Genomic DNA, 11,927 nt, shown 5'->3' with positions numbered 1-11,927 from the left:
CGGGCGCGGAGCACTGCTCTCCGGGGGTGGGCCGGGCGCGGAGCACCGCTCTCCCTCCCGCTCGGGCGGAGCAGTGCTCTCGACCGTGAGCGGTGCCCGCAATCGCCGGACACCGCCCCCTTCCACCCCTCCCGGGGAACCGTCAGCCGGCGGTTCTCCGGGGCAGGCACTGCAAGGCCAGGTCGAGCGCCTGAAGGAACCGGTTGGTCGTCACCCGGTCGCGTACGGCGAGCCGCAGCCACTCGTCGCCCAGCCCGGGAAACGTGTCCCCGCGCCGCGCCGCGAAGCCGCGGGAGCGCAGCAGGTGCCGCACCTCGTCCGCCCGGTCCAGCCGCAGCAGTACGAACGGCCCGGCGGCCGGCTCCACCACCCGCACCTCGCTGAACTCGGCGAGCCCGGCCAGCAGATGCGCCCGGTCCACCGCGGTCCGGTCCGCCGCGTCCGCCGCCTCGACCAGTGCACGCGGCTCCATGCAGGCCTCCGCCGCCGCCAGCGCGGGGGAGGAGACCGGCCAGAGGGGCTGCGCCTCCTGCAGCAGCGAGACCGTCGCCGGATCGGCCAGCACGTAGCCGATCCGCAGGCCCGCGAGCCCCCAGGTCTTGGTCAGGCTCCGCAGCACGACGAGCCCGGGGAGGTCCTGGCGGTCGCACAGCGCCTCCCGTTCACCCGGTACGGCGTCCATGAACGCCTCGTCGACCACCAGCGTCCGGCCGGGCCGGGCCAGTTGCTCCAGGACCCCTGCGGGATGGAGGACCGACGTCGGGTTGGTCGGATTGCCGACCACCACCAGGTCCGCGTCCTCGGGCACCGCCGCCGGATCGAGCCGGAAGCCGTCCTCCGGGCGCAGCACCACCCGTCGCACCTCGTGCCCCGCCGCGCGCAGGGCCGCCTCGGGTTCGGTGAACTGCGGGTGCACGACGACCGGCCTGCGGGCCGGCAGCGCCCGCGCGATCAGCACGAACGCCTCGGCCGCGCCCGCCGTGAGCAGGACACGCTCCTCGGGCAGGCCGTGCCGCCCGGCGACCGCCGCCCGTGCGGGCCGCCCGTCCGGATAGGCGGCCAGCGAGCCCAGCGAGGCGGCTATCCGTTCCCGCAGCCAGTCCGGGGGCGTGCCGGTCCGTACGTTCACGGCCAGGTCGGTCAGATCCAGGCCGCGTACTTCCTCGTCGCCGTGGTGCCGCAGATCGGGCCCGGCGCTCTCGCTGTGCTTCGTGGGGGGCAGCATGGCAGCCATGGTGGACGGCTCGGAGCCATTCGTCGATGCCGAGGTTGCGGCCGGTCGTGTCCGGAGGGCCACGGCGCAGGTCGCCGAGGCCGACTTCCGCTTGGATACCAGCAGTTCACCGGCGTCCACGAGCGCCGCCGCCTCCGCCACGGACCCGGTCGCCACCGCTGCGCGAGGAGCCGCCGAGGGATGGGGTACGGAGACCTCCGCCAGCACCCCGGCCGGGTACGTCCGCAGGGGCACCCCCAGGCGCACGGCGGCGCCGGCGATCCCCGGCTCGTCCGCCCGGCTGTCGAGCGTCGCCAGTTCGACCACGTCGCCGACCGCGAGCCCGGCCCGCTCCAGCGTCCCGTGGATCAGCGCCAGCACCTCCTCGGCAGGGACGCCCCGACGGGCGCCGACACCGACGACGAGCGCGGCTCGGGTCACGGGAGGAGGTCCTTTCGACGGCCGGGGACGGGGAGGCGGGCGGAAACGGGACGGGGCGCGCCGGCGGGGGAGACGCCGACACGGGACGGGGTCAGGCCGGCCTGAGGTGCGGGAGGCGGGGTCGATCGGCTAGCAAGGGCCCATGGCGGTATTCGTCGCGCTCGGCGCGTTCCTGATGACACTGGCGGGCGGCTGGGTCGCGCAGCGCGTCAGCGACCGCCGCCACCTCGTGCTCGGCTTCGCCGGCGGACTGATGCTGGGCGTGGTCGGTCTCGATCTGCTGCCCGAGGCGGTGGAGGCCGCGGGCGGCGTCGTCTTCGGCGTCCCCGCCGCCCTGCTGCTCTTCGTGGGCGGCTTTCTGACGGCCCATCTCGTCGAGCGCTCGCTGGCCGTACGCCAGGCGGCACACGGGGCGGGCGAGGAACGGGTGCCCCAGGTGGGGCTGACGGCGGCGGCCGCGATGGTGGGTCACAGCCTGATGGACGGCATCGCGCTCGGCGCCGCGTTCCAGATCGGTGGCGGCATGGGGGCCGCCGTGGCGCTCGCCGTCATCACCCACGACTTCGCCGACGGCTTCAACACCTACACGATCACCAGCCTCTACGGGAACGCCCGCCGCAAGGCCCTCCTGATGCTCTACGCGGACGCCCTCGCCCCGATCGTGGGCGCGGCGACCACCCTGCTGTTCACCCTTCCGGAGGAACTGCTCGGCTGCTATCTCGGCTTCTTCGGCGGGGCGCTCCTCTACCTCGCCGCCGCCGAGATCCTCCCCGAGGCGCACCACGACCACCCGGCCCGCTCCACCCTGCTGTGCACCGTCGCGGGGGTGGGCTTCATCTGGCTGGTGGTCGGCATCGCGGAGTGACGTCACCCCCCGCACCGCTCCACGAAGCGCCGGGCGATCTCCGGGGAGGCCGCCCAGTGCGTGTGCAGGTAGCTCGCGTGCACACCCTGCTGGACGAAGCCCTCCACGCGCCGCTCCGGCTGGTGCAGACCCCAGGCGGGCGTCGGCCCCGCCCCGGGCTCCAGCACCGTCCGGTGGAACTCGTGACCCCGCAGCCGGGTCCCGGCCGCCGCCAGCACACTGTCCGACACCGCCACGGCCTGCCGGTAGCCCAGCGTCAGCCGCTCGGACATGCGGGCCGAGGCGTCCAGCACGCCGCACATCGGCCGTCCGTCGAGCTCGCGGGCCAGGTAGAGCAGCCCCGCGCACTCCGCGGCCACCGGCGCGCCGGACAGGGCCAGGGCGGTCACCGCCCGCCGCAGCGGCTCGTTCGCCGACAGCTCCGGCGCGTACACCTCGGGGAAGCCGCCGCCGACGACCAGCCCCGCCGTGCCCGCGGGCAGCTTCTCGTCGTGCAGGGGATCGAAGACGACGACCTCCGCGCCCGCAGCGGTGAGCAGCTCGGCGTGCTCGGCGTAGGCGAAGGTGAACGCCGCGCCGCCCGCCACGGCCACCACCGGCCGCGCCGCCGGGGCCGTGTGCCGCTCCGGCTCCCACGCGTCGTCCGGCAGGGCGGGAGCCGAACGGGCCAGCGCCATCAGGGCGTCCAGGTCGCAGCCCTCGCGTACACGGTCGCCCATCGCCCGTACGGCGTCGAGCGCGTCGGCCTGCCGCTCGGCGACCGGCACCAGCCCCAGATGGCGCGACGGGGTCGCCACCTGCGGCGCCCGCCGCAGCACCCCGAGCACCGGCAGCCCGGACTCGTCGAGCGCCTCGCGGAGCAGCGCCTCGTGACGGTCGGACGCCACCTTGTTCAGGATCACCCCGCCGATCCGCACCTGCGGGTCCCAGGAGGCGAATCCGTGCACGAGGGCCGCGACCGAACGGGACTGCGACGACGCGTCGACCACGAGCACGACGGGTGCCCGCAGGAGCTTGGACACCTGGGCGGTCGAGGCGAGTTCGCCCTGCCCGGACGCCCCGTCGTACAGCCCCATCACCCCTTCGACGACGGCCAGGTCGCAGCCGCTCGCACCGTGCGTGAACAACGGCGCGATCAGACCGGGCCCGCACATGTACGCGTCGAGGTTGCGCCCCGGCCGGCCGGTGGCCAGCGCGTGGTACCCCGGGTCGATGTAGTCGGGTCCCACCTTGTGCGGGGAGACCGTGAGCCCGCGCTCCGAGAACGCCGCCATCAGGCCCGTGGCGACCGTGGTCTTCCCGCTGCCCGAGGCGGGTGCGGCGACGACCAGACGAGGAACACTCACCACTCGATGCCTCTCTGGCCCTTCTGGCCGGCGTCCATCGGGTGCTTGACCTTCGACATGTCCGTCACCAGGTCCGCGGCGTCGACCAGCTTCTGCGGGGCGTTCCGCCCCGTGATCACCACGTGCTGCGTGCCCGGACGGTCGCGCATGACCTCGACGACCTCGTCGGTGTCGATCCAGCCCCAGTGCATCGGGTAGGCGAACTCGTCGAGCACGTACAGCTTGTACGTCTCGGCGGCCAGGTCCCGCTTGACCTGCTCCCAGCCCTCGCGGGCCTTCTCCTCGTTGTCGAGCTGATGGTCACGCTGGACCCACGACCAGCCCTCGCCCATCTTGTGCCAGTCGACGGTGCCGCCCTCGCCGCTCGCCCCGAGCACCTTCAGCGCGTTCTCCTCGCCGACCTTCCACTTCGCCGACTTCACGAACTGGAACACCCCGATCGGCCAGCCCTGGTTCCAGGCCCGCAGCGCCAGCCCGAAGGCCGCCGTCGACTTGCCCTTGCCGATGCCCGTGTGGACGAACAGCAGCGGGCGGTTGCGCCGCTGACGTGTCGTCAGTCCGTCGTCCGGTACCGATACCGGCTGTCCCTGTGGCATTAAGCGGCCCTCCCGGCAGCAGTGATGTCCTTGACCAGCCCGGCGATCGAGTCGGCGCGCAGCTCGTCGAGCGTGACCGCGCTGCCCCCCAGATCCCCGGCGAGCTGTGCGGCGAGACCGAGGCGCACGATCCCCGACTCGCAGTCCACGACGACGGAAGCGGTGCCCTCGGATGCGTGCAGCCTCCCGGCCCGCGCCGCCAGCGCCACCGGGTCGACGCCCCCGGTGGCCCGGCCGTCCGTGACGACGACCAGCAGCGCCCGGCGCGACGGGTCCCGGAGCCGCTCCACCCGCAGCACGTCGTGCGCCTTCAGGAGCCCGGCGGCCAGCGGGGTGCGCCCACCGGTCGGCAGCGTCTCCAGCCGCGCGGCGGCCGCGTCCACCGACGAGGTCGGCGGCAGCGCCACCTCCGCGTCCTTGCCGCGGAAGGTCACCAGTCCCACCTTGTCCCGGCGCTGGTAGGCGTCGAGCAGCAGCGACATCACCGCGCCCTTCACGGCGCTCATGCGCTGCCGGGCCGCCATCGACCCGGAGGCGTCCACGACGAACAGCACGAGATTGCCCTCGCGCCCCTCCCGCGTCGCCTGCCGCAGATCGTCCCGCCGTACGACGAGCCCCCGGCCCGCCCGGCCGCGCGCCCGCTGATGCGGCGCCGCCGCCTGCACGGTGGCCGCCAGGTGCAGCTTCGTCAGCGCACCCTCGGGCCGCCGCGACCCGGTCGTCCGCCCGTGCTCGGTACGCGCCCGGGACCGCCGGCCCGCGGCGCCCTCGCCGAGACCGGGCACGCTGAGCATCTTCGTACGGAACGGCTCGCCGGCCCGCACGGGCTGCTGCTCCCCGCCGCCGCCCGGTGCGGGCGCGTCGCCGCTCCCGCTCTCCTCGCGGCCGGGCGTGGCGGGACCGCCCTCGTCCGAACCCGCCCGGTCCGCGCCGCCGTCGTCGGTGCCGCCGTCGTCGTCGGTGCCGCCGCCCTGCGGAGGCACCCCGCCGCCGGGACCGCCGCCATCGGGATCGTCGTCCCCGTCCCCGTCTTCGTCGCCGGCGGCGTCCCTGAGCGCGTCGTCCAGCGTGTCCTCGTCGAGCCCGGGCGCGTCGAACGGGTTCCGCCGGCGCCGGTGGGGGAGGGCCAGGAGCGCGGCCTGCCGTACGTCGTCCGCGACCACCTCGTCCCGGCCCGCCCACGCGGCCAGCGCGGTCGCCGTACGGGCCATGACGATGTCGGCACGCATCCCGTCGACTTCGAACGCCGCGCACGTCGCCGCGATCTGCCGCAACACGCCGTCGCCGAGCACCACACGGGGCAGCAGGGCGCGCGCGGCGGTGATCCGCTCGCGCAACGCCGCCTCCTCGTCCGCCCACCGCGCTGCGAACCCGGCCGGATCGTCGTCGTACGCGAGCCGCCGCCGTACGACCTCCACACGCAGGTCCGTCTCGCGCGAGGCTGCCACCTCGACGGTCAGCCCGAAGCGGTCGAGCAGCTGCGGCCGGAGCTCGCCCTCCTCCGGGTTCATGGTCCCGACCAGCAGGAAACGGGCCGCGTGCCGTACGGAGACGCCCTCGCGCTCGACGTACGAGGCACCCATGGCCGCCGCGTCGAGCAGCAGGTCCACCAGGTGGTCGTGGAGGAGGTTGACCTCGTCCACGTACAGGATCCCGCGGTGCGCGTCGGCGAGGAGCCCGGGCTCGAAGGCCTTCACGCCCTCGGAGAGCGCCCGTTCGATGTCGAGCGCCCCGACGAGACGGTCCTCCGACGCGCCGACCGGGAGCTCCACGGTCCGCGCCGCACGCGACACGCCCGTCCCCGCCTCGTGGGGGCCGTCGGGACACGCCGGGTCGGGCGCGCCGGGGTCGCAGGAGAACCGGCACCCGGCCACGACCGGCACCTCCGGCATGAGCGCGGCGAGCGCCCGCACGGCGGTGGACTTGGCGGTGCCCTTCTCCCCCCGGACCAGCACCCCGCCGACCGCGGGACTGACGGCGTTGAGCAGGAGCCCCAGGCGCAGATCGTCCTGCCCGACGATGGCGGTGAAGGGATACGGCGTGCTCACGGAGCCTCCTCTGTAGCGATCACATCTGTACGGCCGGACCCACCGGCAGGGCCGGACGGGTCCGGAGCCCCCGCGGGCGCTCCAGGTGCGGGGGCCGGCAGGGGCGGCGCGCCCGGCGGGAGGAACGGCAGCCCCTCCGGGGCCCCCTTCTCGATCAGCCGCCACAGGGCGTCCGTGTCCGCGTGTTCCTCGATCAGGTCCCCCAGCCGGTCCAGCTGCTCCTCCCGCAGCGCCCCGAAGCTCGTGTCCGGCGCCGCCGTGAACCGTCGCCCGGCCGCCCGTGCGACCTCTCCGAGGAACGCCCGCCGGAACGCGTCGCTCTCCAGCGACCCGTGCCAGTGCGTCCCCCAGACCGCGCCCACCCGGCACCCGTCCAGGAACGGCTCGCCGCCCCGGACGTCGGCGACGCCGTGATGGATCTCGTACCCCTCCACGGCCTCCCCGAGCGCCGTCCCGACGGGCCGCTCCAGCACCTTCTCCCGGCCGAAGCGGACGCGTACGGGAAGCAGCCCGAGCCCCTCGACCAGACCGGCCCGGGACTCCACGTCGTCCTCGATGCGCTCGCCCAGCACCTGGAAACCGCCGCAGATCCCCAGCACGGGCCGCCCCTCGGCGGCCCGCCGGACCAGCGCGTCCGCGAGCCCACGCTCCCGGAGCCACGCGAGCGCCTTCACGGTGCCGCGTGTCCCGGGCACGATCACGAGGTCCGCGTCCACGAGCTCCTCGGCCCGGTCCACGAACCGCACCACCACACCCGGCTCGGCCGCCAGCGCGTCGACGTCGGTGAAGTTGGACATCAGCGGCACGGCGCAGACCGCGACACGCAGCACGTCCTCGCCGTGCGGGGGTGCCACCACCGACTCCCGCACGGTCCCGCGCATCGAGACGCGCAGCCCGTCCTCCTCGTCGATGCCCAGCCCGTGGGCGTACGGCAGCACCCCGTACGCCGGCCGGCCGGTGAGCCCGAGCAGCATGTCGAGACCGGGCTCCAGCAGGGACACGTCCCCGCGGAACTTGTTGACGAGGTACCCCGCGACCAGCGACTGGTCCTCGGGGCTCAGCAGCGCCGTCGTGCCGAAGAAGGAGGCGAACACACCGCCGCGGTCGATGTCCCCGACGACCAGCACCGGGAAGCGGGCGGCCCGCGCGATGCCCATGTTCACGATGTCCGTGCGCCGCAGGTTGATCTCGGCCGGACTGCCCGCCCCCTCGCAGATCACCGCGTCGTAGGTGGACCGCAGCTGCTCCAGGCAGTCAGTGACCGTCCCCAGCAGCGCCTCCTGGCGTCCCCCGTGGTAGCCGCGCGCGCTCATCTCGCCGACCGGCTTCCCCATCAGGACGACCTGGCTGGAGCGGTCACCGCCGGGCTTGAGCAGCACCGGGTTCATCAGCGCCGACGGCTCCACCCGGGCGGCCTGGGCCTGCATCGCCTGGGCGCGGCCGATCTCCGCCCCCTCCCGGGTGACGAACGAGTTCAGCGACATGTTCTGCGCCTTGAACGGCGCGACCTTCACCCCCCGGCGCACGAGCCACCGGCAGATCCCGGCGGTGACGACGCTCTTGCCCGCGTCCGACGTCGTTCCGGCGACCAGCAGTCCGCCGCTCATGTGGCTCTCCGTCCCCTGGCCAGGCGCCCCGCCGCACACACGGCGAGGGCCAGCACATTCACCCGGCGCGACAGCCGCACCGCGCGTTCGATGTCCGTGACCCGCACCTCGCGGCCGGCCTCCCCGTTGAGCACCGGCCGGTGCTCGACCCGCCCGCCGTACGCGAGGGTCCCGCCGAGCCGGACCCCGAGCGCTCCGGCGAACGAGGCCTCCACGGGGCCCGCGTTGGGGCTCGGATGCCGTCCCGCGTCCGCCCGCCAGGCCCGTACGGCGTCGCGCGGACGCCCCCCGGCGACCACCGCGAGCGCGGCGGTGAGCCGGGCCCCGGGCCAGCCGGCGACGTCGTCGAGCCGGGCCGACGCCCAGCCGTAGCGCCGGTGGCGGGGGGACCTGTGCCCGACCATGGCGTCGAGCGTGTTGACGGCACGGAAGCCGACCAGCCCCGGTACGCCGCCGAGCGCACCCCAGACCAGCGCCCCCACCACGGCGTCGGAGGTGTTCTCGGCGACGGACTCCACGACCGCGCGGGCGATCCCCGGGCCGTCCAGCGCCTGCGGATCGCGGCCGCACAGATGCGGCAGCCGCTCGCGGGCCAGCTCGATGTCCCCGGCGGCCAGTGCCCCGCCGATGGCGCGGGCCTCCCTGCCCAGCGACGTGCCCCCGACGACGGTCCAGGTGGCGGCCGCGGTGAGCGCCACGGCGGCCGCGGGGCTTTTCCTTACGGCACGGGCGGCCAGTGCGGCGGCGCCCGTGGCACCACCGGCGCAGACCAGCGTGTGCAGGGCGCCCCAGCCGCGGTGGTCGTGCCACAGCCGGTTCTCGACGGCCGCCGCGGCGCGCCCGAAGGCGGCGACGGGGTGGCCCCGCCGGGGGTCACCGAGCAGCAGGTCGCCGATCAGGCCGGCGGCGGCGCCGTACGCGAAGATGCGGTCGGATCGCACGGCTCAGCCTGCCGTCGCGCCTCGAAGGGTCTTCGTGGACGGTGGTGCGGCGACCGACGCAGGGCAGCCAGGCATGGCGTATGTCCTCACTCAGGGTCCGCGCCCTGGTTCGACGTGACCGGCGACGAGAGTCTCCTGGCTTCCGGATCGGCAGGTCCTCCGGCCTTCCGGTCCGCGGTGGCGGACCGTGACTTCCGTGTGGAGGCTGCTCCCCGGTGACAGTGGCGGGACCGCGCCGGATTCGCACCGGCTTCCTCTCCTGTCGCCGTGAGGCCGGCCGGCACAGGGGGCGGCGTCCCCTGTGCCGGCCGGCCCAAATGGCTCCGGCAGTCCACCATGCCCCGTGAAGGCCCGTCAACCTGCCGTTGACCTGCGAGCCTTCGGTGTGCGCAGACGCACACCGGGCCGGACACACCACATGGTGTGTCCGGCCCGGTGCGGGTGGCGCGGGTGTCAGACGACGATCAGGAAGATCCCGTACGCGACGGCCGCCGCGCACAGCGCGAAACAGGCGTACGCGCCGGTGCGCGCCAGGGCGCCGCCGCCGCCCTGCGTCGTCGACGCCTGCTTGGCGAGGCCGGTGACGCCCAGGGTGAAGAGGCCGACCAGCGCGACGGTGATCACGAGGCTGACGCCGAATACGGAGGCGAGGGCTGCCCAGTCGATGTTCATGCGGATCTGTCCTTACACCGTGGCCGGCCGGGCCGGGTCGGCCTGGGTGTCCGGAGCGGGGATGGTGGTCTTGAAGTCCGGGACGGCCACGCCGACGGGCGGCGGGCTGACGGCCGCGATGGCGGTCGTGACGACACCCGCGGGTTCGCCCGCGCCCTCGTTCACGTTGGTGTGGTCGACCGGCTTGCGGCGCGACAGCATCCAGATGGCGCCGGAGCCCGCGACCAGCAGTACGGCGACGACCGCCACGCCCCAGGGGCCCTGCTTGGTCAGGAACTCGGCACCCGCGCCGACCAGGCCGGCGGCCGGGAGCGTCAGGCCCCAGGCGACGAACATCCGGGTGGCGGTGGACCAGCGGACCACGCCCCCCTTGCGTCCGAGGCCCGCGCCCATGACGGCACCGGAGCAGGACTGGGTGGTCGAGAGGGAGAAGCCGAGGTGCGAGGAGGCCAGGATGACCGTGGCCGCGCTCGTCTGGGCCGCGAAGCCCTGCGGCGGCCGGAGGTCGGTGAGGCCGCTGCCCATGGTGCGGATGATGCGCCAGCCGCCGAGGTAGGTGCCCAGCGCGATCGCGATCCCGGCGGAGGTGATGACCCAGACCGGCGGGTTGGAGCCGGGGGAGAGCACACCGCCGGTGACCAGGGCCAGCGTGATGATGCCCATGGTCTTCTGCGCGTCGTTGGTGCCGTGGGCGAGCGAGACGAGACCGGCCGAGGCGATCTGGCCGGCGCGGTAGCCCTTGGCGGTCGACTTCAGCTGGGCCTCGTCGGTGATCTTCCGGTTGAGGCGGTACGTCAGCTTCGTGGCCAGCAGCGCAGCGAGACCCGCGACCACGGGAGCGGCGATCGCCGGCAGCAGGACCTTGGTGACGACGGTGCCGCCGTTGATCGAGGACCAGCCGGCCGACATCACCGCCGCGCCGATGAGGCCGCCGAAGAGTGCGTGGGAGGAGCTGGAGGGCAGGCCGACCAGCCAGGTCAGGAGATTCCACAGGATCGCGCCGACGAGCGCGGCGAAGATGACCTCGGTTCTGAGGCCGTTCTCGTTGATGATCCCGCCGGAGATCGTCTTGGCGACCTCCACCGACAGGAACGCGCCGACGAGGTTGAGAACGGCGGACATGGCCACCGCGGTCTTGGGCTTGAGTGCGCCGGTCGAGATGGTGGTGGCCATCGCGTTGGCGGTGTCGTGGAAACCGTTCGTGAAATCGAACACGAGAGCTGTCACGATCACGATCGCGAGCAGCAGCGTGATGTGTTCCATTTACCCAGGCAATCGTTCGACGTCATTGGCACGTGGAACGTAAGCAACCAGGGTGAACGGAAGATGAACTGGGCAGGGCGGCACGGTGACCCCAACCGCGTGTGCCCGTTCCGCTTGTGTGCGCGGAGGGCATCCGGAAGCTCTTACTCCGGTGTGGGGCCCGGCCCCGCCCCCGCCGGTCGTCCGCCTTCCGACCGATGCGTCCCCCTGGGGAGACATCGGTCACCACCCCTAGGATCCCCGCATGGGTGACGAGCGGCGGGACGCGATCGGGCAGGCGTGGGACGGAGTCGTGGCGACGGCCCGGCGGACGGCGGCGGACGGACTGGTCGTCGGCACCTCGGGCAACGTCTCGGCCCGGGTCGGGGACATCGTGCTGGTCACCCCCAGCGGGGTGCCCTACGACCGGCTGGGACCCGGCGACGCCGTCGGGGTCGACCTCGACGGCCACCAGGTCGTCGGCGACCTCGTGCCGACCAGTGAACTGGCCCTCCACCTGGCCGTCTACCGCGAGAGCGACGCCGCCGCCGTCGTCCACACCCACGCCGTGCACGCCACGGCCGTCTCCACCCTCGTGCACGAGGTGCCGCTGATCCACTACGCCGCCGCCATGATGGGCGGCCCCGTCCGCACCGCCGCCTACGCGCGCTACGGGACGCGGGAACTCGCCGTCAACATGCTGGCCGCCCTGCGCGGCCGCACCGCCTGCCTGCTGCGGAACCACGGCACCGTCACCTACGGCAGCACCCTCGACGAGGCCTACGACCGCACCGCCCAGCTCGAATGGATGTGCAGGCTCTGGCTCACGGCGAGCTCCGTGCCCGGCCACAGCCCCGCCCTCCTCTCCGCGGCCCAGCTGCGTGACGTCCAGGACGCCCTGGAGGGCTACGGCCAGCAGGGCTGACGCCCGCCCGGCGCACCGTACGGCCCCTGCC

General features: G+C 74.3%; 10 protein-coding genes and 1 riboswitch. Of the genes, 2 read left to right on the top strand and 8 right to left on the bottom strand.

Translation table 11 applies throughout. The features are described 5' to 3' along the window. Nucleotides 1-142: 142 nt before the first annotated feature. Nucleotides 143-1,654, bottom strand: a complete 1,512-nt coding sequence (gene cobC / locus ACFC51_RS10855) for an Rv2231c family pyridoxal phosphate-dependent protein CobC (protein WP_376528095.1) — start codon at nt 1,652-1,654, stop codon at nt 143-145. 142 nt (nt 1,655-1,796) lie between these two features. Here cobC and ACFC51_RS10850 point away from each other — a divergent pair, with 142 nt between their 5' ends. Then, nucleotides 1,797-2,519, top strand: a complete 723-nt coding sequence (locus ACFC51_RS10850; RefSeq protein WP_103513725.1) for a ZIP family metal transporter — start codon at nt 1,797-1,799, stop codon at nt 2,517-2,519. A 2-nt stretch (nt 2,520-2,521) separates the two neighbouring features. Here ACFC51_RS10850 and ACFC51_RS10845 read toward each other — a convergent pair whose 3' ends face one another. The 7 genes from ACFC51_RS10845 to ACFC51_RS10815 form a co-directional block, all read right to left on the bottom strand. After that, nucleotides 2,522-3,868 (bottom strand): cobyrinate a,c-diamide synthase, encoded by a 1,347-nt coding sequence (locus ACFC51_RS10845; protein WP_376370814.1) that lies wholly within the window; start codon nt 3,866-3,868, stop codon nt 2,522-2,524. Continuing rightward, nucleotides 3,862-4,461 carry a cob(I)yrinic acid a,c-diamide adenosyltransferase gene (cobO, locus tag ACFC51_RS10840; RefSeq protein ID WP_376528092.1) on the bottom strand — a complete coding sequence of 200 codons (600 nt, stop codon included), beginning with the start codon at nt 4,459-4,461 and terminating at the stop codon, nt 3,862-3,864. Before cobO ends, ACFC51_RS10845 begins: the two co-directional genes overlap by 7 nt. Continuing rightward, nucleotides 4,461-6,509, bottom strand: coding sequence for a putative cobaltochelatase (locus tag ACFC51_RS10835; protein WP_376528089.1), 2,049 nt, complete (start codon nt 6,507-6,509; stop codon nt 4,461-4,463). The genes cobO and ACFC51_RS10835 overlap by 1 nt, the downstream gene beginning before the upstream one ends. Further along, entirely contained in the window at nt 6,506-8,116 is a 1,611-nt protein-coding gene (locus tag ACFC51_RS10830) for a cobyric acid synthase (RefSeq protein WP_376528086.1), read from the bottom strand. The genes ACFC51_RS10835 and ACFC51_RS10830 overlap by 4 nt, the downstream gene beginning before the upstream one ends. Beyond that, the gene (locus tag ACFC51_RS10825) at nt 8,113-9,057 is read right to left on the bottom strand and encodes a cobalamin biosynthesis protein (protein ID WP_376528083.1); all 945 of its coding nucleotides are present in this window, start codon (nt 9,055-9,057) and stop codon (nt 8,113-8,115) included. Before ACFC51_RS10825 ends, ACFC51_RS10830 begins: the two co-directional genes overlap by 4 nt. A gap of 128 nt (nt 9,058-9,185) precedes the next feature. Beyond that, nucleotides 9,186-9,315, bottom strand: a riboswitch (cobalamin riboswitch). A gap of 195 nt (nt 9,316-9,510) precedes the next feature. After that, nucleotides 9,511-9,729, bottom strand: coding sequence for a hypothetical protein (locus tag ACFC51_RS10820; protein WP_376528081.1), 219 nt, complete (start codon nt 9,727-9,729; stop codon nt 9,511-9,513). Nucleotides 9,730-9,741: 12 nt separating this feature from the next. Next, a complete protein-coding gene (locus ACFC51_RS10815; RefSeq protein WP_376375524.1) occupies nt 9,742-10,992 on the bottom strand; it encodes an anion permease in 1,251 nt (416 codons plus the stop codon). A gap of 244 nt (nt 10,993-11,236) precedes the next feature. Between ACFC51_RS10815 and ACFC51_RS10810 the strand changes: the two genes are divergently transcribed. Continuing rightward, the gene (locus ACFC51_RS10810; protein WP_376375527.1) at nt 11,237-11,896 is read left to right on the top strand and encodes a class II aldolase/adducin family protein; all 660 of its coding nucleotides are present in this window, start codon (nt 11,237-11,239) and stop codon (nt 11,894-11,896) included. The last annotated feature ends 31 nt before the right edge of the window (nt 11,897-11,927 follow it).

This window comes from Streptomyces sp. NPDC055962, assembly GCF_042270185.1.
In the GTDB taxonomy this organism is placed as follows: Bacteria; Actinomycetota; Actinomycetes; order Streptomycetales; family Streptomycetaceae; genus Streptomyces.
Note: the sequence above shows the minus strand (reverse complement) of the source record. Positions and strands in the feature narration are given on the sequence as shown.

Bases quoted from the DNA above. Each gene is read 5' to 3' on its own strand.
- ACFC51_RS10850 (WP_103513725.1), top strand. From the start codon at position 1,797: ATGGCGGTATTCGTCGCGCTCGGCGCGTTCCTGATGACACTGGCGGGC.
- cobO (WP_376528092.1), bottom strand. From the start codon at position 4,461: ATGCCACAGGGACAGCCGGTATCGGTACCGGACGACGGACTGACGACA.
- ACFC51_RS10830 (WP_376528086.1), bottom strand. From the start codon at position 8,116: ATGAGCGGCGGACTGCTGGTCGCCGGAACGACGTCGGACGCGGGCAAG.
- ACFC51_RS10820 (WP_376528081.1), bottom strand. From the start codon at position 9,729: ATGAACATCGACTGGGCAGCCCTCGCCTCCGTATTCGGCGTCAGCCTC.
- ACFC51_RS10815 (WP_376375524.1), bottom strand. From the start codon at position 10,992: ATGGAACACATCACGCTGCTGCTCGCGATCGTGATCGTGACAGCTCTC.
- ACFC51_RS10810 (WP_376375527.1), top strand. From the start codon at position 11,237: ATGGGTGACGAGCGGCGGGACGCGATCGGGCAGGCGTGGGACGGAGTC.